This is a genomic window from Lysinibacillus xylanilyticus (assembly GCF_001183605.1).
Lineage (GTDB): Bacteria > Bacillota > Bacilli > Bacillales_A > Planococcaceae > Lysinibacillus > Lysinibacillus xylanilyticus.
In genome coordinates, this window is record NZ_LFXJ01000005.1 from 227,015 (window position 1) to 251,311 (window position 24,297).

Annotated in this window: 27 protein-coding genes and 3 pseudogenes; 29 read left to right on the forward strand and 1 reads right to left on the reverse strand. The window is 36.3% G+C overall.

Annotated elements, in window-relative coordinates; translation table 11 throughout:
* The first annotated feature begins 22 nt into the window (after window positions 1–22).
* The 28 genes and pseudogenes from ACZ11_RS04165 to ACZ11_RS04300 all read left to right on the forward strand — a co-directional run bounded on the left by ACZ11_RS04165 (window position 23) and on the right by ACZ11_RS04300 (window position 23,037).
* A complete protein-coding gene (locus tag ACZ11_RS04165) occupies window positions 23–1,177 on the forward strand; it encodes a pentapeptide repeat-containing protein (protein ID WP_236690774.1) in 1,155 nt (384 codons plus the stop codon).
* A gap of 25 nt (window positions 1,178–1,202) precedes the next feature.
* Window positions 1,203–1,754 carry a hypothetical protein gene (locus tag ACZ11_RS04170; protein WP_049664028.1) on the forward strand — a complete coding sequence of 184 codons (552 nt, stop codon included), beginning with the start codon at window positions 1,203–1,205 and terminating at the stop codon, window positions 1,752–1,754.
* A gap of 35 nt (window positions 1,755–1,789) precedes the next feature.
* Entirely contained in the window at window positions 1,790–2,521 is a 732-nt protein-coding gene (locus ACZ11_RS04175) for a hypothetical protein (protein WP_049664030.1), read from the forward strand.
* 146 nt (window positions 2,522–2,667) lie between these two features.
* Complete coding sequence (locus tag ACZ11_RS04180) at window positions 2,668–3,075, forward strand: DUF4280 domain-containing protein (RefSeq protein ID WP_049664032.1); 408 nt, start codon at window positions 2,668–2,670, stop codon at window positions 3,073–3,075.
* Between the two features lie 33 nt (window positions 3,076–3,108).
* Complete coding sequence (locus ACZ11_RS04185) at window positions 3,109–4,641, forward strand: contractile injection system protein, VgrG/Pvc8 family (RefSeq protein ID WP_049664033.1); 1,533 nt, start codon at window positions 3,109–3,111, stop codon at window positions 4,639–4,641.
* The gene (locus ACZ11_RS26775) at window positions 4,641–5,867 is read left to right on the forward strand and encodes a pre-toxin TG domain-containing protein (RefSeq protein ID WP_134008790.1); all 1,227 of its coding nucleotides are present in this window, start codon (window positions 4,641–4,643) and stop codon (window positions 5,865–5,867) included. Before ACZ11_RS04185 ends, ACZ11_RS26775 begins: the two co-directional genes overlap by 1 nt.
* 8 nt (window positions 5,868–5,875) lie before the next feature.
* Window positions 5,876–6,184: a hypothetical protein gene (locus tag ACZ11_RS04195; RefSeq protein WP_048016398.1), complete on the forward strand. Its 309-nt coding sequence runs from the start codon at window positions 5,876–5,878 to the stop codon at window positions 6,182–6,184.
* Window positions 6,185–6,577: 393 nt separating this feature from the next.
* A pseudogene (locus ACZ11_RS04200) lies at window positions 6,578–6,929 on the forward strand (recombinase family protein); the annotation flags it as partial.
* 374 nt (window positions 6,930–7,303) lie between these two features.
* Entirely contained in the window at window positions 7,304–7,534 is a 231-nt protein-coding gene (locus ACZ11_RS04205) for a hypothetical protein (RefSeq protein WP_049664035.1), read from the forward strand.
* A gap of 394 nt (window positions 7,535–7,928) precedes the next feature.
* Window positions 7,929–8,111, forward strand: coding sequence for a hypothetical protein (locus tag ACZ11_RS04210; protein WP_049664037.1), 183 nt, complete (start codon window positions 7,929–7,931; stop codon window positions 8,109–8,111).
* Window positions 8,112–8,271: 160 nt separating this feature from the next.
* A complete protein-coding gene (locus tag ACZ11_RS04215; RefSeq protein WP_049664039.1) occupies window positions 8,272–8,691 on the forward strand; it encodes a hypothetical protein in 420 nt (139 codons plus the stop codon).
* A 306-nt stretch (window positions 8,692–8,997) separates the two neighbouring features.
* Entirely contained in the window at window positions 8,998–9,543 is a 546-nt protein-coding gene (locus tag ACZ11_RS04220; protein ID WP_134008793.1) for a hypothetical protein, read from the forward strand.
* Window positions 9,544–10,308: 765 nt separating this feature from the next.
* A complete protein-coding gene (locus ACZ11_RS26505) occupies window positions 10,309–10,494 on the forward strand; it encodes a hypothetical protein (RefSeq protein ID WP_169776066.1) in 186 nt (61 codons plus the stop codon).
* A pseudogene (locus tag ACZ11_RS04225) lies at window positions 10,490–10,788 on the forward strand (recombinase family protein); the annotation flags it as partial. The gene ACZ11_RS26505 and the pseudogene ACZ11_RS04225, both read left to right, overlap by 5 nt.
* A gap of 148 nt (window positions 10,789–10,936) precedes the next feature.
* Complete coding sequence (locus ACZ11_RS04230) at window positions 10,937–11,266, forward strand: hypothetical protein (protein WP_049664042.1); 330 nt, start codon at window positions 10,937–10,939, stop codon at window positions 11,264–11,266.
* 638 nt (window positions 11,267–11,904) lie between these two features.
* Window positions 11,905–12,444 (forward strand): annotated as a pseudogene (locus ACZ11_RS04235) (transposase); the annotation flags it as partial.
* Between the two features lie 81 nt (window positions 12,445–12,525).
* Window positions 12,526–12,867 (forward strand): hypothetical protein, encoded by a 342-nt coding sequence (locus ACZ11_RS04240; RefSeq protein ID WP_053093189.1) that lies wholly within the window; start codon window positions 12,526–12,528, stop codon window positions 12,865–12,867.
* 93 nt (window positions 12,868–12,960) lie between these two features.
* On the forward strand, window positions 12,961–13,290 hold the full coding sequence (locus tag ACZ11_RS04245; RefSeq protein ID WP_049664045.1) for a hypothetical protein: 330 nt from the start codon (window positions 12,961–12,963) through the stop codon (window positions 13,288–13,290).
* A gap of 853 nt (window positions 13,291–14,143) precedes the next feature.
* On the forward strand, window positions 14,144–14,731 hold the full coding sequence (locus ACZ11_RS04255; protein WP_236690775.1) for a phage baseplate assembly protein V: 588 nt from the start codon (window positions 14,144–14,146) through the stop codon (window positions 14,729–14,731).
* Window positions 14,715–16,286 (forward strand): deaminase domain-containing protein, encoded by a 1,572-nt coding sequence (locus ACZ11_RS24665; protein WP_053093190.1) that lies wholly within the window; start codon window positions 14,715–14,717, stop codon window positions 16,284–16,286. The genes ACZ11_RS04255 and ACZ11_RS24665 overlap by 17 nt, the downstream gene beginning before the upstream one ends.
* A gap of 26 nt (window positions 16,287–16,312) precedes the next feature.
* On the forward strand, window positions 16,313–16,993 hold the full coding sequence (locus tag ACZ11_RS04265) for an Imm3 family immunity protein (protein WP_049664049.1): 681 nt from the start codon (window positions 16,313–16,315) through the stop codon (window positions 16,991–16,993).
* Window positions 16,994–17,850: 857 nt separating this feature from the next.
* Window positions 17,851–18,621: a phage baseplate assembly protein V gene (locus ACZ11_RS04270; RefSeq protein ID WP_236690776.1), complete on the forward strand. Its 771-nt coding sequence runs from the start codon at window positions 17,851–17,853 to the stop codon at window positions 18,619–18,621.
* The gene (locus tag ACZ11_RS04275; RefSeq protein WP_049664051.1) at window positions 18,614–18,817 is read left to right on the forward strand and encodes a hypothetical protein; all 204 of its coding nucleotides are present in this window, start codon (window positions 18,614–18,616) and stop codon (window positions 18,815–18,817) included. The genes ACZ11_RS04270 and ACZ11_RS04275 overlap by 8 nt, the downstream gene beginning before the upstream one ends.
* A complete protein-coding gene (locus tag ACZ11_RS04280) occupies window positions 18,795–20,114 on the forward strand; it encodes a CdiA family toxin C-terminal domain-containing protein (protein ID WP_152911470.1) in 1,320 nt (439 codons plus the stop codon). Before ACZ11_RS04275 ends, ACZ11_RS04280 begins: the two co-directional genes overlap by 23 nt.
* 20 nt (window positions 20,115–20,134) lie before the next feature.
* Entirely contained in the window at window positions 20,135–20,518 is a 384-nt protein-coding gene (gene cdiI, locus ACZ11_RS04285; protein ID WP_049664054.1) for a ribonuclease toxin immunity protein CdiI, read from the forward strand.
* 783 nt (window positions 20,519–21,301) lie between these two features.
* A complete protein-coding gene (locus ACZ11_RS04290) occupies window positions 21,302–21,574 on the forward strand; it encodes a hypothetical protein (RefSeq protein WP_053093191.1) in 273 nt (90 codons plus the stop codon).
* Window positions 21,575–21,809: 235 nt separating this feature from the next.
* Window positions 21,810–22,073: a hypothetical protein gene (locus ACZ11_RS04295; RefSeq protein ID WP_049664056.1), complete on the forward strand. Its 264-nt coding sequence runs from the start codon at window positions 21,810–21,812 to the stop codon at window positions 22,071–22,073.
* 127 nt (window positions 22,074–22,200) lie between these two features.
* Entirely contained in the window at window positions 22,201–23,037 is an 837-nt protein-coding gene (locus ACZ11_RS04300; protein ID WP_049664057.1) for a replication initiation protein, read from the forward strand.
* On the opposite strand, the gene ACZ11_RS04305 is transcribed toward ACZ11_RS04300, so the two are convergent.
* Window positions 23,034–23,249: a helix-turn-helix domain-containing protein gene (locus ACZ11_RS04305; protein ID WP_049664058.1), complete on the reverse strand. Its 216-nt coding sequence runs from the start codon at window positions 23,247–23,249 to the stop codon at window positions 23,034–23,036. The two genes, ACZ11_RS04300 and ACZ11_RS04305, sit on opposite strands and share 4 nt — an antisense overlap.
* A gap of 209 nt (window positions 23,250–23,458) precedes the next feature.
* Here ACZ11_RS04305 and ACZ11_RS04310 point away from each other — a divergent pair, with 209 nt between their 5' ends.
* On the forward strand, window positions 23,459–24,241 hold the full coding sequence (locus ACZ11_RS04310; RefSeq protein ID WP_049664059.1) for a recombinase family protein: 783 nt from the start codon (window positions 23,459–23,461) through the stop codon (window positions 24,239–24,241).
* Window positions 24,242–24,297: the final 56 nt, after the last annotated feature.

The window sequence follows — 24,297 nt, forward strand, 5'->3', positions numbered from 1 at the left end:
AGCCCTATAGATGGGTTTCTTAATGAAGAGAAAGAAGGAGACACATATGCAAGCAGAGGAAATTTTACAGCATTTTTATGAAACGGAAGTAGAGAAAAGACGGTTGAAACATCTCTTGGCGTTAGAGGATTTTTTCCAAGCCTCAAAGGATGAGCTTGCTGAGGAATTTAGAAAATCCTTTCAAACCATTTGTCGTCAGCTACAGCAGCAACAATCCCTTAAACAGAAAGGGCCAATTGGACATATCACATTTTCCATGCTGCGTACGGAGCTACTGGAGGGGCGTCATCACTATCTAGTGGAGGGGACAGATGAGGAATGGTTCTTTGACCTGCGTCCTATTCTAACTACCTATGATGCAAGCTGGGCTCTGAGCTTTTTAGAGCAATTCGTTGAGGAACTATATTTATACAGCAAAACATTCATGGGAGCCATTACCCAAGCGGATATTGAGCAGATCAAGCTTAAGGAAGTAACCCATTTTCATCAATATGTTATTAGCCTTGCTAGATATGCATTGCCAGATATTATTAGATGCCCCGAATATTTAGCACTTGATCGTGATGCTGCTGTAGAAGTTCGTATAGGTGAATTTCTGGATGTCAATGAAGTTGTCTATAGCGAGGATTTCTCTTCGAAAGATATCGAAGAAATTAAGGCTTGGCTGGCTCAAAAATTAGAAGATGAATATGCGTATGAAGTATTTAACAACTTAAATCTTTCTGGTGGCAACTATGAAGACTTAGATATTCAATATGCCTTTTTCCAGAAAACAAATTTAGCACAGAGTCAAATGCGTAATTGCTTACTCATTGGCGCCAATCTTAGGAATAGTAAACTAATGGACGCTGATTTAAGCTTCAGTACGATTCATGAAGCAGATTTTAGCAATAGTCAATTGCAAGGTGCTAACTTCCAACAAGCTCAGGGTGCAAGCGGACTAACTGATCGACAAAAGTGGGAAATGCCAGGCTACCTCCCAGTGCGCTTTACTGGTGCTAATTTAGAGGGAGCTGATTTTGAGCTAGCTAATTTACGAGGTGCTTGCTTTATCGGCGCTAACGTCAAGAATGCCCATTTTGAAGGCGCCAATTTAGAAAAAGCTGTGTTCTCGAAGGAAGCACGAGGGCATCTGAAGCTAGATCCATTCCAAATAGCGAGTGTCATTTGGAAATAGATGTTGTGAAAAAGGAGATTAAAAGATGAACTATTTTATTCTATCTCAGGATGAGCGTATCTCGAATGCTGTAGAACCAGTTGGATTATCAAAAATTATTAAAAAAGAACTATTAACAGTGGAAAGAATGGATGAGCTAGATGAGCTCGAGCGTCAATTTCCTGTTTTAGATAAAAGTGAAAATGTCTATATCGATTTTATCGAAAAGCCCATTGCTCTTTTAGCTAATTCAGTGAAGCAGCTAGTGGAAAAATATGAGCCGCGCTTACCATTTAAAGCAGTTGTTCTCGTAGATATGCCGAAATTAAAACAGACGTTATATTGGCTCTCCATTCCGCCAAAAGTGGCCTGTCTTTCAGCACAAACCGAATTCAATCTAGACGGAACGCTGAAAAAGCTCGTTATTGATGAGACTTTAGCCGCACCATACACCTTCTTTCAAATTGAAGGTATTAAAGAGGATTACATCATTGTCAATATTGAGCTAGCAGAAAGTATATTGCGCCGAGCATTTCGAGGTATTCGATTACGCAAAGTGCAAACAGAAGGCAAATGGAACGAGATCCTTCATGTATAGATAACTAGAAATACATAGAGTAGGAGAGCATTAACATGAAAAAAAGATGGGCATCGGTTGCTTTCGCAGCATTAGTACTAGCTGGTTGTGGGGCAGGTGAGGCTGAAAAAGGTGAGAAAAAAGAGCCCGTAGCTGAACAGGAAAGCGCAGCTAAAGTAGATATGAGTAAAGAAAGTTTGGCTAAAAGCTTTAAAGAAGGCACATTTAAGGCAGATGTCATGGCAATCGGTCTTCCAAAAGATATAAACGAGAAAGTGGAAAAAATTACAGCAGCGATGCAAGCTTCTCTCGCAAAAAATAAAGAGTGGCATTTAGAAACATTAGCCGGGCTAGCTAAAGGTGAGAAGTTTCCCTATGATGAAAAATTAGGCATTACAGAAGACGAATATAATTTTTTCACAGAACTTGATCAGCATATGAAGCTTGGAAAAATTGGCGAAAGTGATATTACTATTGTAAAAAAGGATGATCAGTTAACGATTGAAAATCCTACTGCTACAATCGTGAAAAAGCTAACAATTAGCGCGGATGGAAGTACATTGCAAAGTGATTTAGGTGACCTTGCATATGTAGAGGAAATCAAAGCTTCCGATGAACAAAAAATAACAGGAAAATGGAACGGTCATATATATCGCATGTATGGCGATGATACAATACAGCTTCTCAAAGTTTCAATTGGCCAGCTAGAGGACAGCAAGAAAAACATTATTTATACAGAGTTGTATGAAGAAGGTAAAGAGAAAAAAGAGGAAATCATTATGTTCTAAAGTGATTTGTTATTAAAGCGATATCTAGGCATTCAAGCATCGAGATACAGATTCTCAAAAGCGAAAATAGTAACGTATTATTTTCGTTTTGAGTTTGCAAAGTGAAGCGATGTAATGCACTTTTCTTATAGAAAGGGTGGTTTTCAATGGCAGATGAAATGCAGACAAAAGGCGATGAGCAGCGCAGTTATGTAGTTGCTGGTGCCAAATTATCGTGCACGCAGGGCGATCAGACAAGCATATTAAAGATGCCTGTAAGCCATGGCGTTTATACAAAAGACAAGGCAAAGATGAACACGATGGATTATAAGCCCTATGTCAATATTCAGCCCTTTGGTTTATGTCAAACATTATCTAATCCTACGGTGGCAGCTGCAACCGCGGCTAATAATGGTGTCTTGAAACCGATGCCGTGTACACCAGTAGTCACAATGCCATGGATTAACGGAAAGTCCGATCAGTTGATTGAGAATTCTCCCGCGCTTATCAATCAATCTACTAATATGTGCATATATTGCGGGACGATAAAGGTAGAAGATGATGGTCAAGAATAAGCCATCATCCACTGAGGAAAGAAGGGTATTCATGTGAACACGTATGAGGAAGTGATTGGATACGGAGAGCTTGAACTCGTATCCCCCTATGAGGTTCAGACGTTGCATGATCTCAGCTTGACCCAAACTGTGAATGACCATGCAAGGTTATCAATTACGGGATTCATCCCAGAGGAGAAGAAAGATCGCTGTATGCAGATTGCCAGCAGTTCAGATCGAATAGAGCTCTATCAAAAACGCAATGGACAGCGTGTGCGACCGCTTTTTAAGGGGCAAGTATCCGAAGTGGCTGTTCGTATGGTGAGAGGCGTGTACCAAATTGAGCTAGAAGCGGTGTCATCTACATTTACCTTAGATTGTAAACGCAATGCTCGCTCCTTCCAGCATGACAAGATGACGTATAATGCCATGCTCAAGCAAGTACTTGCTAACTATCCAGGTTCCGATGTTATTGACACTGCGTCAAAGGCTACTCCTCTAAAGCAATTTATATTACAATATAGGGAGACGGACTGGCAATTTCTAAAGCGCATGGCCTCACATTTTCGAACAGTGCTTGTACCAGCAGTAGATGCCGATAAACCTAAGCTATGGTTCGGTCTCCCAGAAGGTCGAATAGAAAAACTGTCAGCTACTAGCTATACAATCACCAAAGATCGCTCCAAGTATTTACATACGCTGCAAAATGACATTGAGCGACCAATGGAGGAGCATGATACAGTATCCTATGTAATCGAGTCCAAAAAAACATTAGCACTTGGTGACCGTGTCCAACTCCAAAACAAGAAGCTAGTTGTGGCCAAATCCATAGCACGCATGCGACAAGGTGTCCTTACATATGAATATCATCTACTGTCCGAGGCAGGCATTCGTCAAGAAAGACTAAACATTCCTTCCCTGTCAGGCACAGCGATTGAGGGTAAGGTATTAGAGGTCAAAAAAGATCAAGTACGCCTGCACCTATCCATTGATGAGGCACAAAAAAAGGAAGAAGCCACATGGTTCTCACTTGCTACGCCTTATACTGCAGAAGGACATAGCGGCTTTTACAGCCCGCCAGAAGAAGGCGATAGCGTTCATCTTGCCTTCCCGACACACCGGGAGGAAGCAGCCGTTGTCCGCCACAGTGTACGAAAGGGCGGCGACTCGAATCCAAAAACAGCAGATCCGAAAACGTCCTACTGGGGTACGCCAAAAGGCAAGGACATCAAGCTAGACCCACAATCTGTCACATTTACTGCACAGGAAGGCGCCGTTTTCCTAAAGTTGGATCAGGGAAGCGGAGTAGAAGTACATAGTAAGCATCCGCTTACACTAACAGCCAATGATACTATCACCTTTGCAGGTAAAAGGATCTCCATGAGCGCAACAGAATCCATGCGTTTGACATGTGGCTCCAGTAGTCTCGTTTTTGATGGAATCACCGATATTCAGGGACAGGTTGTCACAATGGAAGGCTCGAACAAAGCACCTGTGACAGTATCTAATACATCGGGAGAAGGCGCTGACCTTGACTCCGCACTAGACGTCATTGGCATGATCCCTATTGGTGGGGGTGATGCTTAATGGCGAAGAAGGGTAAAGGATTCTTCGGAGCACTAGGTAGTGCTTTATGCAGTATCCCTGTTGTAGGAAAAGTTAAAAAAGCGGCTAAAAAGAAAATCAAAAAGGCCAAAAAGAAACTAAAGAAAGCCTTAAAAAAAGCAAAGAAAAAGCTCAAGAAAAAGTTAGGCAAGGTCTTGACAAAAGCCAGGAAGCTAAAAAATAATTTATCCAAGAGAAAATTGGTCAAGAGGTTTAAAAAGGCTGTGAAAAAAGCAGTTAAAAAGGCCAAAAAGTATGTAAAAAAAGTTGTAAAGACAGTTAAAAAGGCAGCGAAAACAGCTGTTAAGGCAGTTAAAACCGCAGCAAAAACAACAGTTAAGGCGGTTAAAACCGCAGCAAAAACCGCAGCAAAAACAACAGTTAAGGCGGTTAAAACCGCAGCAAAAGCAACTGTTAAGGCAGTTAAAACCGCAACGAAAACATTAGTACAAGCAAAGAAAAATGATGTTAATGTGGCAACTAAAAAAGCAAGTAAAGCTGCAGCATCAATAGTACAAAAATCAAAGTATATAAATTTAGAAAACTCCTGTCCTGTTGAACAATCAGTAAAGAAACCAGGAATATTATTAACATTACTATCTGCAATTGCAGATTTTATCCCGTTTCTTGGAAATGCTAAAGCTGGTTTTGAGGCGTACGAAGGATACGATCCAATTACAAAGAAAGAATTGGATTATACAGATCGAGGGATAGCCACAGCAGGTATCATTCTTGGTGGTTTTGCTAAAGTAGCAAAAGGAGGGAAAGTTGTCACTGAATTAATTTCTGAAGGCAAGAACGCGACTAATGTAGCCGAAACAGCTATTAAGGGTACGGGTAACCTTAAACCACAAGGTCTTATGGATGAACTTGCTAATAGTGGTGTAAAGTATAATCCTAATGATGTAGTTGCCGTAACTAAAAACGCTGATGGCAAAATAGTATGGCTTGAAAATGGAAATTCACAGGCAGGGTTTAATCATATTCTTAATCATGCTGATGAATTTGCCACCAAAGGAATTAATCAAAGTCAATTGCCTGAATTTATTACAAAGGCGGTAAGTGAAGGTAAAATCGTTGGATATCAAGGAAAGGGCACTGGAAGACCTATTTACGAAATCAACTTTAATGGACAAACGCAAAGGGTTGCAATAACTACGGGTAGCAATGGATTTATTGTAGGCGCAAATCCAGTCTCTATAAAATAGGAGGAAACATGAAAAAAATAAAACTATACTTGGAATATCAGTGCTATCCAATGTGGATTTACGATGAAGACGGTGAGCTAGTTGATAATGATATTGCTAGTGAACTTATGAATGAGCAATCGATTGTTAAAGCACTAGATGCAATTCAAGAAACGTATGATAACTTATTTGAGGATAACGAAGTGAGTTTTGAATTTAAGGGTTTTGCACAGGAACAAGATAGAGAACATTTTCTACGTTTAGTTAGCGAAACCGCTAACTCGATTGAAAGCAAATTAAGCGATAATTATAAGGTCGAAAATAAAATAATTCTTTGAGAGTTTATTACCTTGACTGGCTCTATGCCTTTCAAGGTTTTTTCTTAACTCAATGAAGTTTATGGTTAAAAAGTAATCTGATATTTGATTCGAGAGCTCATGAAGGCTGGACCATCAAAGAGTACTATATAAACAGTGGTCTAGGAAGAAAAGTGTGAGAATTAGGCGAGATGACATTTTACATGCAGGAGGTAGTTTTGTATGGAATAGTGACTAAAAAACGATAATGACAAAGCTCGTGGCGATAAACGATGATTAATGTGAGAGGGGATTGTTGCTTTATATAGTCAAATATGTTTTAGGTTGTATTTTTACTAGAGACGGTCGTATAATACTCGCTATTCGTTAAAAAGCGTTAGGGAAATTACAATTTATGTAACGGAAGTTGAGAAATTGAATGTTGTTGGGTATATACGAGTCTCGACTCAAGGGCAAGCAAGAGACGGATATAGCTTAAGATATCAAGAAGATGAAATTAAGGCATACTGTAAGGAACAAGGCTTAAACTGGGTACATATTTTTAGAGATGAAGGAATAAGTGGTGCCAAACTGAATGAGGAAGCACTAGAAATAGATAGGGTGGGCTTACAGGAGATGTTGGCTCACCTTTCGTCTGTTCAAATAGGTTATGTGGTTATACTGAACACAAGCCGATTAGTCAGATATTGTAAAAGTGCTGATACAACGAGAACTAAAGAAATATAGCTGTGATATTAAAAGCATTGAACAACCAATTTGCAGTATCTTAATAGTGGAACATATAGCTATTCAAACTGATTGTGAAGATAGTGAGAGAATATCAAACATCAAGAGACTTTATCCGATATATTCTGGGGATTCAATACGACCAGATTCAATTAGAGGCGAATATGAAATTGAAGGGACCTTTCCAGTGATTCGTGAGATTGCAAATAAAAAAGGAGGTTGATATTGATGAGTTTTGAATTTGAATTGACCAGAAGGTATTCATTATGAAATGAGAGCTGTTGCTCCTATTGAAGTTAAAGAGGGGAGAAAGCACCATGGTTTGGTGAAGTTGGAGGTGGTATAGAAAATGTACTGCCAAATACAATTGAGAATTTATTAGAAGCCAGAATACTAAGGAGGATTTACACCATAATGAAGGTAAAAGAACTAGAGCAAAAATTGATAGAAATTAATGTGCCTAAGGATATCTATTCGATATTAAAAGGGGGGCTTCCAATTGAACAGTATTGTATAACTAAAGATGGCTATAATTGGGAAGTGTATTATAGTGAAAGAGGAAGCAAATCTGGATTAAAAATATTTGACGATGAAGATATGGCTTGTGAATATTTTTATAATAAAGTAGCAAAGTATGCAAAATAAATTAGCTTGATAGAGCAGTCGAGACGGGACTCTGTTGATATAGTAGACACAGATGTCATATCACGAGGGCTACAAATAATTTGGGGGCTACCAGTGCCGAATGAACTCATTATTCAACCAATAACACATATAACCCATGTAATACCCATATAAAGATTTCTCCATTTCGTTTATACGCACATCAAATGCTTTAATTTTATAACCTAAATAACGCTACGGATGGTAATGAAAATGAGTGACTTCTACAGTATGATGAAGAAAAAGACAGCGTATATTGCTCCTGTAATCGAACAGAAGAAGGTAGGATCATAGAATGGTGGTAATTGGTAAGACAATTGCTACCTTATTTATTTCCAAGTGTAAGATTACAACTTAGGGTACGGGTAAAGTTGATTTGACTAAAACAACTAACCCTGAAGATTTCTTAGATGAAGTAATGAAGCGACAAGGGCTAGATAAATTACCTGGAAGATTCAAAGAAAAGTGGGTTGATGGTGATTATGAATACGAAATAAGAGCTCATGAAGCTGAAACTCAGTATGGAAAATCGGGAAGTATTTATAGAGTGGGGAGATAGAAGCCTGGTAACGGAACAGAATATATGGATTTTAATGGGGAATAGCACCATTAAAGTACATTAAAGGAAACTTGTAAAGGTGGACGGCCGAACCCTTTATTTAATGAAGAGGCTGCAAGAGATACGCATATTCAGTTAAATAGATAAGGAAGTGATAATATTGAGTGAACAAAGATTTTTTATGAATGAAAATGAAGTACTTCAAGTAATAACGCGAATCAATGAATATGCTTCTCAAGAGCTATGGATGGATTTTGATGTTGCTTTATCAAATGGATGGGATTTAACAATTATAGGTCGGTTGGATAATACCACAAAGAAGGTTAATATTGAGATTAATTTTGAGCAAGTCCACTTTGTTTCTCTGCCTTTTGGCTGGAAAACAGATACATCATATCCAGTAATTGGATTAGCTACTGAGGAAGAAATAGAGAATTTAACAGATAAATTTGAAGTGGATAAAGGTAATTATATTTTTAAGTTCATTGCTGAAGGCTTCGATAGTGAAAAATATTACTTTGTTGGAGCGAAAAAAATCTCCTGTCTATTGCTTGATAAGCAGACTAATGAGTTAAAATAACATATCAAGTTTAATCTGGAAGATTTATTGAGCAATAAGAACAGGGATAGCGAGAAAAGAACGAAAATTGGGCGAGACCTTTTAAATGGAAAGGGTATTATAAATATGGAATAACTAACAAACTAACGAGAATGACAAAGCTCGTGGTGATAAACAAGGAAATAATAGTTTTTTAATTGTATACAGTTAAAGATATCCTTGAATTTGAATTAATAACTCATGAAGGCTAGACCATCAAGGAGTGCTATTTTAACAATAAAGCAATAAGAGCGAGAATAGGCGAGGTGGTAATGAAGGTTGTGGATTATGAATAAAAAAAGAAGAATGAATATATTATGGTCTGAAGCTTTGGAACTGTTTTCAGAAAAACAGAATTTGGATTTGGATACCTTTTTATTTAGATTAATTGAAATAATAAGAAATAATCGAGAAGCAATTGAGCGTTTTTTGAATAACTCCCAAAATAACAATAAAATTAATACAGAGGATGAAAAATTATATTTCCAATATGTAATGACGATTGAACCTGAAATGTATGTTATTGGTGCGACTGGCGATGATTTTGATTTGATTAGTAGTAGTTATATTAACCTACTACCTAAATCAGATATTGAAATTTGGCGCAGGTTATCAAATCTAATAAAAGATATTATAACATTCGTCTCTTCAACAATATGTCCTCAATGTAAAAGTGATCATCTTAGAATTTTATCTGATATTGAAGGCGTTAATTTGTATAGATATTGTGAAACATGTTCATACACTGAAGACGACGAAAAAGTTTTTAAGAGTCATGAACTTCTAGTACCTGCAAATGTAGCAATGTTAAAAAAAGCAGATTATTTGAATTAAACATTGCACAAGAAATCAGTTGGAATCATCAAGGTGAAAAATGTCAGTTTAAATGAGTAACTAATGAATCAATGTAGTATTTTCAATGAATTTGTTAATAAATTTGTTTTAAGTAAGGTGGTATTTTGAAAATACAACTGCCACCATTTCTTTGGAGGAGCGTGGTTTTATAATTTAATGGTATGGGAAGCTACGTAGCTATAGATTACACTAATTGATTGATAACAATGGTACCTTTTGGTCTGCAAAATTAAAGTCCAAATATAATATCTGTTTTTGGAGTTATGTAGATAAATAGATTGTAACTGGCTTTGAAATGTAACTAGATAAAGGTACAAAAAATAAAGATTAAAGAGTAGACCAAATGAACAATAATTGCAATAATTGTATGAGAATAGAGACTTCATGAAGGCATAGCCATCAAGAGGTGCTATTCTAGCACTAATGCAATAAGAGCGAGATTAGGCGAGAAGACATTTTACTTAAAAGCTGGATGTCATAAGCATAAAACACACGAGATAAAACAAGCTAAAGGGTTTAAACGTTACACTTGCTAACTGGTATAAATACTAAAATAACTTATAAAACTTGCAAATATTAATCAACTTAGAAAATTTATAAACTTAAAGCACTTGATTGTCTATAACAGGCGACAAGTGCTTTTTTGCATGTTTAGTTACGTAAATTGAAAAGATTACGATTATTAATTAGTGTACTAAGTGTTAAATTTAAACAAGTACGAAAATACAAGGGGAAGAACAGGCGATGGAAATAGAGGATTCAATAGATAAATTTGTTATAGATTATAAGGATGTACTGCATTCAGCATTTTTACGTGTTTATATGGTGGGAGTGCAGAAATATAAAGTGAAAATGAAGATATATAGTGGAACATATAGCTATGAATTGCACATACGGAAAAGTGACAATGTATACATTCATTTATATTGAAAGGTATTGTGAAGAAATAAGCTACAACTGGTTTACATATACGAAGATAGAGGACTCAGTGGAGCGACAGTTGATGAAGATGGATTAACTATTGAGCGAGAAGGCTTGCAAGAGCTATTGGCAGATATAGAATATCATCAAGTGAGCCAAGTAATTGTATTAAATACGTCTCGTTTGTGGCGCTCTGATATGGCAAAAGTATTGATACAACGAGAGTTGAAAAAATATAACGTAGATGTGAAAGCGATTGAGCAGCCAAATTACAGCATATACACACATGAACCAAATGATTTTAGTGAATGGCCTAGAGGTGGGCAACAGGTAATACAAGGCACATCAAATGGATTAAAATTCGAAGGATGGAAAAATCCAACTACAGGAGAAATAGAAAGTGTATACCCAGTATTAGAATGGAAAAATTATAGTAATTAGGGGGGATTTCATGTTAATAGACAAACAGCCAGTCATCCAAGATTTTTTTTCTTTTTTGAAGAGTGATTTACTCAATGTACTAGAGTGTTTATCCAAGAGAGAGCCGTGGCAAGATCATATGATGGGATATGAACTACCAGAGCATTCTGAGGAGATTGAATTTAAAGAAGGCATAATGATATTCATTAACACAGCATCATATAACGAAATCATTATGAATAGTTCAGATTTCTATGGTTGTTTGAAAGAAACGTGTATGGAATTTGTTGGTGAAAATCAAGAACTGGAAATCCAAGTGTATGTACTTATCGACAAGATAAAGACTGTTTTAAATTTGTGAAAATTTCACACTGAGTTGATTAAACCTATCAACCTACCAAAATAAATGAAAAATAGGTAGGTCTACTTGAAACAGACCCTGAAGAGCACCGGATTTTATGAATTTCAGTCAAAGAAATAGATGATCCAGAATTTAAGAGGGGAATCGTAGCCTTTTAAACCTTGATTGGCTATATTGTCACTCTCGAGAAGAAGAACAGAATGGACCCAATGAACAATAAGTGTTTGAGAATCGAGACTTCATGAAGGCAGAGCCATCATGAAGTGCTATTTTAGCGCTAATAATAAGAGCGAGAATAAGCGAGATGACAATTTATTTACAAGGACCACTTATGGATGTCATAAGCAACAAACACACGAGATTAAACAAGCTATAGGGATTAAACGTTACACTAGCCAACTGGTATAAAAGATGTCATACTTTCGATATAAAAATAACTTATAAAACTTGCAAATATTAAAACTTAGAAAATTTATAAACTTAAAGCACTTGATTGTCTATAACAGGCGACAAGTGCTTTTTCGCATGTTTAAATACGTAAATTGAAAAGATTACGATTATTTAATTAGTGTACTAAGTGTTAAAGTTTATACAATTATTAGCATGCAAGGGGAAGAACGGGGGATAGAAACACAATAAGAGAAAACCAAGAAACACGTGACTTTCTAGTTAAGAGCATCGTCAGAGATATTTCATTTAAGAAGCAGGAAATATGCTATGTGGAACGAGAATTAAAAGGGTTAATGAGTTTACTAGACTTTCAATTAGACACGATGCCAGGCATAGATCTCGTTACAGCTTCCGCTTTAATTGCAGAAAAAGGTGATGTACACCGTTTTCCGAATGCCAATAAATTAGCACGATTTGCGGGGATTGCGCCTGTTTACTTTGGCTCTGGTGGGAAAGGAAGGGAACAAAAAAGCAAGCAGGGAAATCGGGCGCTACACGCTTTATTTTACAACTTAGCCGTACAGCAAGTACAAGTGGCAAAGGGAAGTAAGCTGCCAAGGAACCCAGTATTCCATGCATACTATCAACGAAAACTAAAAGAAGGCAAAACAAAAGGACAAGCATTGGTTTGTATAATGAGACGGCTTGTAAATATTATATACGGCATGATGAAGCACAAAACAGCCTATGAATTGCCGATAATAAAAGAGGAAGAAGTAGTTTTATAAGGTTTAAGATAGATTGTTTTTTATTTAGCAGATTTTAAGATTACAACATAGGGTACGGTTAATTCTAAATATACTTATAACATGGTTGAAAACCTTGGACCATTAGCTGAAATTAATCAAGGTGCAGCATCTACGTTTAGAAGTGGAATGTATAATAATGTCACAAAACTCGAGAGTGATACGATTCTCTATCGTTCTGGAAAAGCTGGTGGAGGTAAGAATGCTCTAGGTCAATATTTTACAAGGGAGCCAGGTACAAAAATTGAAGGACGTATTGACTCTGCAGTTAAAGTACAATGGATTGATCCTAAAACTGGTGTATTAACGGGTTCCTCACCGTTAGAAACGGTTTATGAAATTAAAATACCTAAGGGTACTACAATTTATGAAGGACCAGCAGGAAATCAAGGAGGTATTTACTAGGTGGAGGGAATCAAATATTCGTTCCAGAGCCTTGGAAGATTAATGGAGTAGAAGTGATTTCGTCAACACCTATTAAATAAAGAGGGGGTAACTATGCTAATAGATATAGAACAATTAAGAATTCTATTTCAAGAATTAAAAAGAATTTTAGAAAAAGAAAATGATAACGAAACGTTGTATATCATTAATCAATTGGAATTAGGTTTACTTTTAATTGATGAATGTTTAAATGGCACCTATGAAAATGAAGATTTAAAACAGCTGTTTAGTAAATTGGAGGAAATATTTATAAAAATTAATCAGCCAAGTGTTGGTCTGTCAGATTATTTTATCTGGAGAGATAACTATGAGGAACGTCTAAAAGTAAATAATGGTTTAGATAAAATTAAAAAAAACCTAACATTAATATTTAGAAAGTATTAAATTATACGGGTAAATTACAAAATTGAAGAACCTTGATTGGCTATGACCTTGATAGGCTTTTTAAGGTTTTTTCTTGAATCGAAGAAATAAAATATACTAATTTTGAATCAAAAACTCATGATGATTAACTGGCACAGGAGACTGAATTCAGTGACATTTAAATAAAACAACCACACTTAGCTACTCGATTTATGTTTGCACACGAGAGTGATGAAGCTCGTAATGATAAAAGTAATTATATACTGCAATAAGTGTCTATTACTTGATAAACAGACAGGAAAGCTAAGTAAAAAGCTAGAGTAAACAGTAAGAATAAAATGGTTTAGAATGTATTATTCGGTAAATATCTTGTTTGGTTTCCTGCCAAGGTGATCCTATTGATGTTGTAACAATGCCTGATGGAAACAATATGTACTTTTAACAGAAGATATTGAAACAGCTTTCATAGTTGGAAAACGTAAGGGTGTGAGAGTCAATGATATTAGTCATCAATACAGAAGAATCTAGGGTAAGTGGAATTAAATTTTTTTATCTAGGGAATGAAAAAGTATGGCTTTCTGATTATATACCTACTAAATTTATTTCAGTTGAAAAATAAAGTTTAAAAGCGGAAAATATAAAAAGAGTCAATAGCAACACTAGTTAAAGTGGCTATTGACCTTTTTATATTTGTCAAAAAAATTTTTTCGACTGCAAACTATACGATCACAAAAGATCGCTCTCTGTTTTTACATACAAAGCACAATGACATTGAGCGACCGATGGAGGAGCGGGATGCAGTAGCCTATGTGATAGAATCAAAAAAACATTAGCACTCGGTGATCGCGTTCAACTCCAAAACAAGGAGCTAGTGGTGGCCAAGTCTATAGCCCGCATGCAACAAGGTGTCCTTACATATGAATATCATTTACTGTCCGAGGCAGGCATTCGTCAAGAAAGACTAAACATTCTGTCCCTGTCAGGCACAGCGATTGAGGGTAAGGTATTAGAGGTCAAAAAAGATCAAGTACGCCTGCACCTATCCATTGATGAGGCACAAAAAAAGGAAGAAGCCACATGGTTCTCATTTGCTACGCCTTATGCAGCAGAAGGACATAGCGGCTTTTACAGCCCGCCAGAAGAAGGCGATAGCGTTCATCTTGCCTTCCCGACACACCGGGAGGAAGCAGCCGTTGTCCGCCACAGTGTACAAAAGGGCGGCGACGCCAATCCAAAGACAGCCGATCCCAAAACGTCCTACTGGGGTACGCCAAAAGGCAAGGAAATCAAGCTAGACCCGCAATCGGTGACGTTTACCGCAAAGGAAGGAGCCGTTTTCCTAAAGCTGGATCAGGGAAGCGGAGTAGAAGTACATAGTAAGCATCCGCTTACACTAAAAGCCAATGATATCACCTTTGCAGGTAAAAGCGTGGGGGTGATGCTTAATGGCAAAGAAGGGTAAAGGCTTCTGGGGAGCCGTTGGCAGTTTCTTTGGAAGTATCCCAGTTGTTAAGAGTGTTAAAAAGGCAGGCAAGTCTTTAAAAAAGAAAATCAAAAAGGCGAAAAGTAAATTAAAATTAAAGAATCTTTTCAAAAAACTTAAGAGGAAGCTTAAGAAAAAGATTGGCAAGGTTTATACGAAAGCCCGTAAATTCTTAAAACTTACGAAAAAGAGACTTGTAAAATGGTATAAACGAACCGTAAAAAAGGCTGCCCTTTATGCGAAAAAGACTGTTCAAAAAGCCAAACAGTATTATCAGAAGGCAAAAACCCAAGCAAAGCAAGCCGCCGTAAAAGCATCCAAACAAACCACTAAGGAAACGGTCGTAAAAACAAAGCCTAAAACTGAAAACCCATTGGTAAAAACATACAATAGTTTAAAAGAAATTGGTAAAGATTTTAAGGATGGTCTAGATACAAGGTGGAACAAAGCATTAGACTCACCGTATGATTTTGCAAACTATCTCACATTAGGAGCATTAGATGGTCTAGTGTCTGGAGCAAAGGACAGACAAAAAAAGATGTGGAATTCACCTTCTGATTTTGCCAATTACGCAACCTTTGGCTTTACCGGAATGGTTAATGGGGCAGTAAACCCAAAAGACCCTTTATCAAAGGAACATTTGTTAGATAGTTTTGGTGTTGTAACCTCAGTATTTGGAGTAAAAGGAATGAAAGGATCTACTTCAAAAACACCTAGTGGCGGTAAAACAAAATCAGCACCAAAAGAAAATACAAATTCAACACCAGAAGGAAATACAAATTCAACACCAAAAGGAACTACAAATTCAACACCAAAAGGAACTACAAATTCAACACCAAAAGGAACTACAAATTCAACACCAAAAGGAAATACAAATTCAACACCAAAAGGAAATACAAATTCAACACCAAAAGGAAATACAAATTCAACACCAAAACCCGTACAAAACCAAAATCAAAATCTAAACAAAGATCCTAAAAAACAAGATGAGACTAAGGTTGCGCATAAGGATAATGGAGTTAGTTATGGTAAAGTGTTTCCAACAAGGGAAATTGATATGAAGAATGAAGGATATATTCTTGATCGTGCTACGGAATATAAAAAATTAGTATCAAATACGCTTCTTAAGAAAAGAGGAGGGGGGAATTTCGGTTACGCTGAGGTAAATATATCAGGATTGGACACGAAAGAATTCTATGCACATAGTAAAATAGATGCAACACATGGAAATCCCAATTATGAAGGGTTTTCAGTTAAACCAACTGAGGATAAGATTAAATTTAGTGCAACAAATGCCCCGAATGAGGTAGGAGATGTTTTCCTTAGAGATATGGATACTGAGTATAAAATTTTAAATGATATTGCAGACAAATTAGGGCATAATCCCGATGCTAGTGGTAAAATAAAATTATTTACTGAACTTGATACTTGTGGTAGTTGTAGTAGAGTTATAAATGCGTTTAGCAAAGAATACCCAAATATTGATATTGAAATTATTCATAATAATGGCCAAAAAATTAAGGTTAATAAATAATAAATTATACAGGAGTGTGGAGAAAATTGGATTGGAGTTATTACGAGCTTTTAACCTCAGTTTATGATACTTACTTGGAATACAAAGATGAAAAATTTAGTGATTATGAAGCATTAGCGAGAACAACTTATGATTTTGAAGTTTCTATGAATGATGGAGAAGCCGAGAAAGCAACTATCCGTGTTGCTTTAGCGAGAATTGCTCTAACACATTCAAAATTATCTGTGCGTGCTAAGGAATTATCGTGTGAAGTGTTAACAAATCTAAATATTAACAGTATCAGACAGCAGTTAAGTACAGAAGAAGTAGATGATCTATTAGAAAGAAGAGATTACGTATTACGTCAATTTAATGATACAACGATTTCATTAAATCACGATCCTAGGGCACGCTGGTATTATCATGAGATGACTAAGGAAGTAAAAGTTTATTTTGATAACATTATTAGTATTATCCCCTTAGAAGAAGTTTCTGATAAAGTGCTGAAACGTTTTGAAAGGGACTGTAAAAATACGCTTAGTGAGAATATTACTATTAAAGTCACATTAGCTGAACTATTAATTAATAAAGGAATTCATGAACATGGAGAACTTAATATAAAATATGAACTTGAGAAGTTCAATATAGATGACGTAGGGCAACAGTTAACGGAATCAGAAAAAGAAGATTTATCTCAACGTATCAACAATTTAATAAAAATCTATTAAAAGTATATCAAGAGAAATTAAAAATTAAAATTCGATATTATGTTGAAACGGATAGTTCATATTTTTAATGTTGAACAGGTCAATTGTGGTCAATACTACCTATAATTGATCTGTCTTTTTGTTATCAGAGTGGTAATAAAGACGAAGCTGGTTCTATTTTGTTAATATAAAGTAGTGACTATGTGCAATCAGCTTTGTGCAAAATAGTACTTGCTCGTTATTATATTTCTGTAAAACTGGGTAAGTATAATCGAACTTTTATCCTGGATTATTCTTCAACAATATATACAAAAAATCAAGGGGAAAATGGAACTGGGTGTTGTTTTTGAGGCAGTAAGTAAATACCATATTCTACAGCAAGTTGACGGTTTCGAAATAAGGCTTGTGCAAAAAAGATTGTCTACACTATAATCGCTGAGAACTTGATAAGACTAAATAAAAAATTGCCTGAAGACATCATCAATGAGATAAAAGAAGGATTGTTTGATAATTCCGATTTTGAATTGACAGAGAAAGAGCGTCAGGACTTATCGAAACGAATTGCTAGAGTTCTTGAAAATCTTGACAGTTAAGCGCAAAGGTAACACTGTATAGAGCATTGGAAAAGTCTACTTTCAAAAATTCGATGTGTCATTCAAGATGCTGAATGGGATGTGCAAATAACAAGTTTTAAATGTGGTGAGAAATACTTAGAATGTGACTCAATCAAACTAAATAATGGTAAAATTCAGACTTGTTTACTAGAGTAAATGTAAAGTATTAGAATGACACAATTTTTTGTAAAAACAAACAGTTCAAACGACCATAATTATGGTGAGTTTGAGCTGTTTATTTTTTCTAATCTATGATTTATAGGTGTGGCGAAGTCCATAGCACGCATGCAACAAGGTGTCCTTACATATGAATATCATCTACTGTCCGAGGCAGGCATTCGTCAAGAAAGACTAAACATTCTGTCCCTGTCAGGCACAGCGATTGAGGGTAAGGTATTAGAGGTCAAAAAAGATCAAGTACGCCTGCACCTATCCATTGATGAGGCACAAAAAAAGGAAGAAGCCACATGGTTCTCACTTGCTACTCCTTATACAGCAGAAGGACATAGTGGCTTTTACAGCCCGCCAGAAGAAGGCGATAGCGTTCATCTTGCTTTCCCGACACACCGGGAGGAAGCAGCCGTTGTCCGCCACAGTGTACGAAAGGGCGGCGACTCCAACCCAAAGACAGCCGATCCAAAAACGTCCTACTGGGGTACGCCAAAAGGCAAGGACATCAAGCTAGACCCACAATCTGTCACATTTACTGCACAGGAAGGCGCCGTTTTCCTAAAGTTGGATCAGGGAAGCGGAGTAGAAGTACATAGTAAGCATCCGCTTACACTAACAGCCAATGATACTATCACCTTTGCAGGTAAAAGCATCTCCATGAGCGCAACAGAATCTATACGCTTAACATGTGGCTCCAGCAGTCTTGTTTTTGATGGAATCACCGATATTCAGGGACAGGTTGTGACAATGGAAGGCTCGAACAAAGCACCTGTGACCGTGTCTAATACATCGGGAGAAGGCGCTGAACTTGACTCCGCACTAGACGTCATGGGCATGATCCCTATTGGTGAGGGTGATGCTTAATGGCGAAGAAGGTAAAGGATTCTTCGGAGCACTAGGTAGTGCTTTAGGCAGTATCCCCGTTGTAGGGAAAGTTAAAAAAGCGGTTAAAAAAGAAAATCAAAAAGGCCAAAAAGAAACTAAAGAAAGCCTTAAAAAAAGCAAAGAAAAAGCTCAAGAAAAAATTAGGCAAGGTTTTGACAAAAGCCAGGAAGCTTAAAAATAATTTATCCAAGAGCAAATTGGTCAAGAGATTTAAAAAGGCTGTGAAAAAAGCAGTTAAAAAGGCCAAGAAGTATGTTAAAAAAGTTGTAAAGACAGTTAAAAAGGCAGCTAAAACAACTGTTAAGGCAGTTAAAAAGGCAGTGAAAACAACTGTTAAGGCGGTTAAAACCGCAGTAAAAACGACTGTTAAGGCGGTTGAAACCGCAGCCAAAACAACTGTTAAAGCGGTTAAAACCGCTGTTAAGGAAGTTAAAAAGGCAGCCAAAACAATTGTAAAGGAAGTTAAAAAGGCAACAAAAGAAGCTGTCAAAGTCTATCAGTCGTTAGAAAAAATGGAACCTCTAAAAATTACTAAAGATATGTCTGCTAAAGAAAAATGGTTACGAGAGGGATACAATGCAAGCTTAAATTTAGCTCAAAAATCCAAAGGAACGTTTGACGGAACCGTAGATGCAGTGAAAGGTGTATATGATGATTTAAAAGAATTAGTGACTAATCCGATTGGAGTATTTAAAAATACGGTGGAAGCAATTTCACACCCTATTGAAACTGCAAAAACCATAGGTAATTCAATTAAAGATTTCTTTGAGAGAGATGTCGTCAATGGGAATGCATATTCACAAGCATACTGGGGTACTAAAGCAACAATAAACACTGCAACTGCTGTGGTTGGTACAAAAGGTCTTGGTTCACTAGCAAAAACAGGGAAGCTTCCGACTGGTAAAATACCAGATATAACTAAAGGTGATATTCCTAAGGGTACGGTAAAAGATGTTACTTTTAAAAAGGGTTATGATACACATTTAACCGAAGTGGAGGGTTTTAAAGCAAAACCGAATATTGGAATAAAGGGTGGTCACAATCTTGAGAACTTTGAACAATTTATTTTAGATAACTTTGGTAATCAAGTTAAGGATATTAATCAAGCTGTTACTAAAACGTCTCATCCTGATATTTCAGGAATTTATGAGGTAAAATATAAGCTTCCTGTTTATGATGGATTGAGTAAAGAAAATGGTGGAAAAGGTAACTTTACTGGACAGTGGAAAGAGTATAAGAATCCTAAGACAGTATATGACCCAAAGGTTTTTTCTGATGAACAGATATTAAAGTTGGGTAGAGAAGCAATGGAAGAAGGTATTAGTAATAATAGGATAATTCAAGGTGGAGATAGGTCACCAAGTGATATGGTAGAAGGGTATGTCAATGTAAATGGGAAACAATTGAAATTTATGGGCTTTAAAGACAAAAATACAGGTGAGATTTCGAATTTCTTCCCAGTTCTAGATTAAATGTTAAAGGAGTGTTTGTTATGAGTGAGGAAGTTTTTATTATTGAAGAATTTTCAGAAAAAGTTGAGTTGATGCGTCTATATTACAAAATAATAGGTGATGGGAAGTTTATGGAAGCGATTGAAAATTTCAAAAACAAACAAGGTTTTGGGATTGATCCAGTATGTTGTATTTTTGCAAATGAATATCAGCCAGGAGAAGAGGGGTATTTTGGTGAAACTGGTGTTAACTTCAGTATACAACCTCCTATGGCTGAAGTTGAGGAAAATGCTATTGTAGATGAAAATGTATTTTTTCAATATTTAACAGAGGCTGGGGAAGACTATTTAACAAGACGACCTCAAGATCGAACAAGAGTTGAAGTTTCCTTAAAAGAACTAAAAGAAATTTTAAATTTATCATAATTTAAGATGGAGAAGAAATAGATATTTCAAGACACATTTACCAGATTTTAGATTAATCAAAAGTACTAGTATATATGTGAGAAGAAGTGGGTTAAATGTTAAATTTGGAGTAGGAATAAAATTATTTTTGAATATTTAACTATCACCTTGAGAGGCTAACTACCTTTCAAGGTTTTTTGTTATGGTTAAAACAATACGACTTTAGGAAGACAACCCATATTTACTGTGAGAATTTGTGGTTTACAGTGTAGGTGTTAAATAAAGCTCCCACATTTACAAAATCAATATGTCATGAAGGCAGTACCATCAAGAGTGTTACCCGATGATAAAAAGCGTGAGAAGTAAGCGAGATGACATTTTACATGGCGAGGGTATATGGGGCGGGGAATGGTTAATAACGAATGATACTGACAAAGCTCGTGGCGATAAATACAAGGTATAATATGACAGAGTCATTTAAAACTTGTTTACGGTTAAAGATTCCTTGAATTTGAATTAATAACTCATGAAGGCTAGACCATCAAGGAGTGCTATGTAAACAGTGGTCTAGGAAGAAAAGTGTGAGAATTAGGCGAGATGACATTTTACATGCAGGAGATAGTTTTGTATGGAATAGTGACTAAATAAACGAAAATGACAAAGCTCGTGGCGATAAACAACGGGAAACTTAAAAAGGTATTTCGGCTCTGCCTTAGCCTAAATGAGACGGTACTATAAATAACCGTAAAACGGAAGTTTGAACTGACAGTTTAATAGCTTTATTCATGTAGAAAAAGTCGCTCTTTGAAAATAGAAGAAGCGACTGTATTTACACTTAGAGATAACGCATTTTTAGCACTTGTATTACTTCATGAAGATAAAGAAAATGACTTTTACTTGATACCGTCAACAGTATGGGAAAACCCGAATGAAGTTTTTGTTAGTCGTGATTACGAACAAGAGTGGCAAAAGAGTAAAGCAGAGTGGGGAATTAATTTATCAAAGAAGAACCTACCAGAGCTTGAAGTTTATCGTTTTGAAAATAGCGATTTTTTCAAGCAAGCTGTCACAAGATAAATGGATAAACATAAAGCATTTGATTGTCTATTATAGGGCGACAGATGCTTTTTTTGTATTTTATTTTAAGGCTTCATTTAAAAAAATGCCCCATTTTACAGTATATTTTTATGTAAGAAAATAAGGAGGACAACAGATGTTTTTTTGTGTAATTTTAGTTGCCGACTTAAAAAACTTCAACTCGAAATTATATATTACTGTGTAAGACAAAAATGAAAAAGGGAGAGGAAATAATATGACTAAACAAATTAACGAAGGTGGAAACAAATTGAGCAAAAGTTTAGAGAGCTATAGAAATCAATTAATACGAAAGCATTTTCCGGGAACAATAATTGAAGGTGATAAAGTAACGTGGCTTCAGCGATTGCTTTTCAAAGAAGTAGAAGAATTGAAATGGGCAGAAATTGATAGGTTGGTGCGAAAAAAGGAAGAAGAGCGAAAAAAAGCAAAAGAGAAACGACAGAATAAGAAAGATGGTATAGACCTACCTAATGAATAACTACTTTCTAAACGTTGAGCATTTGATTGCCTTTGATAAGGTGACGAGTGCTTGTTGAAGTTAAAAGGAGCAGATTATTAATAAGTACAATAAGTGTTAAAAAGGAGAAAGGATAAGAGAGAAGCAAATGATGAAACTGAATGTGTCGATTGACAAGTTTACGATGGAATATAAAGATGTACCACACGGAGCATTTTTACGGCTTTATATGATGATTATGGTAACAATGGGATATAAAGTGAAGATGAAATACGGATACGAGGGAGCATTATACGTATATGAGTTGCACATAAAGAAAGATGAAAAGGTATACATGCACATATATTATAGGAATTTTAATGAAATAACAGGACATATGTATACACTACGCATAGAAACACGTCCTGAGCATTATGCACACTTTAGCGAAATACTAGAGTTTATACGTAAAAGAGCAAAGCGAATAAACTTTGTGAGCTGTGATGTAGCGTACGATATACCAACGAAACTAGAAAATGTGGTCGTTATACCAATAGACGTGCGGAGGAAAATGAGTCATTGTGAAACGACACGTTATTTTGGTGAAGGTTATCAAAGAAAACAGAATGGATATTGTCGAATTTATGATAAGAGACTAGAGCTATTTAGAAATAAAGGTATTTATTTGGAAAATGATTTGAGTAGGATTGAAGTCGTCTATAAACCAGATGAAAAAATAGAGCTTAAAGATATAGAGAGACATTCGCCAAAACAGAATAAACAATACTTTGCGGCGGTGATAATAGATTGGCAAGCGTTGGAGAAGAAAGAAATAGAACGAGTCATTAATTTACGAGATGGAAAAGACATGTACACGCAGTATATACGTAGAGCAATAAAAAAGCCCCTTGCGAACCAGTATCGAGTGGATTTCGACGAGTTAGCAGGAGCAGTATGGAAACAACTGATAGATGAGCCATGTTCGATGATACTTGGGGTTGCTTAGTCAATTGGCTCTAATACAAGGAGGTCTTGAATAGAAACTTGTAATGTATCGCATAAGATAGAGAGAATACGTGTATGCAGACATTGTACAGGGCGAGTACATAGGTCATTTACCGTATTAGGACGTAAAGCGGCTTGTCTGGCAAGTTGCCGACGGCTCATTTGTTTTTCAATTAAAATTTCATTGAGACGTAAACGAATAGTAGAAGACATAATAAAAACACCACCTCTTTTTTTTGATTGTAACGGTTACTTATAGTGTACGACCCTACTAGAGAAAAAACGACTGTAAAATAAAGGGTTGTGCAAAATTTGGGTAAGGTCGTACAGTATGTTGTAACGGATAGACGTTACACACAAGTTATCCGCAAAAAACGGGTAAGCGTTACAGGGACTTTAATTGCTGTAACGGGAGGGGCATTATGAAAGAAAAAGTAGTTGGTTATGTACGAGTTTCAACAGAAGGGCAAGTACGTGAAGGATATAGCTTAGCGTATCAAGTAGAAGAAATTGAGAGGTATTGTGACGAAAATAAGCTACAACTGCTTCACATATATGAGGATAGAGGACTCAGCGGAGCGACAGTTGATGAAGATGGATTAACTATTGAGCGAGAAGGCTTGCAAGAGCTATTGGCAGATATAGAATATCATCAAGTGAGCCAAGTAATTGTATTAAATACGTCTCGTTTGTGGCGCTCTGATATGGCAAAAGTATTGATACAACGAGAGTTGAAAAAATATAACGTAGATGTGAAAGCGATTGAGCAGCCAAATTACAGCATATACACACATGAACCAAATGATTTTTTAGTGAATGGGATGTTGGAGCTATTAGACCAATATCAACGATTACAGATTGCATTGAAACTAAGTAGGGGCAGAAAGAAAAAAGCTGAACAAGGTGGATATGCAGGTGGCGGTGTCATGTTTGGTTATACAGTACAGAAAGGGCGAAAAGTATTAGAAGTGGATACAAAGAAAGCGATCGTTGTACGTAGGCTATTTGAATTAAGACATTTTTTTAAACATTGGTCACTATCTCAATTGGCAGAACAGCTCAACATAGAAGGCCATCGAACAGAGAAAGGGAAACGATTTACAAAAGTACAAGTGAAGCGCATTTTAGACCGTGAAAGCTTTTATCGGGGGATTTATACATATGGGCAAATACAAGCAAATGGGCAACACCCTGCAATAATTTGAAGGGTTACTTAAAAAAGGTGCTCATTTACTTATATATCTTCATATAACGGTGAAAA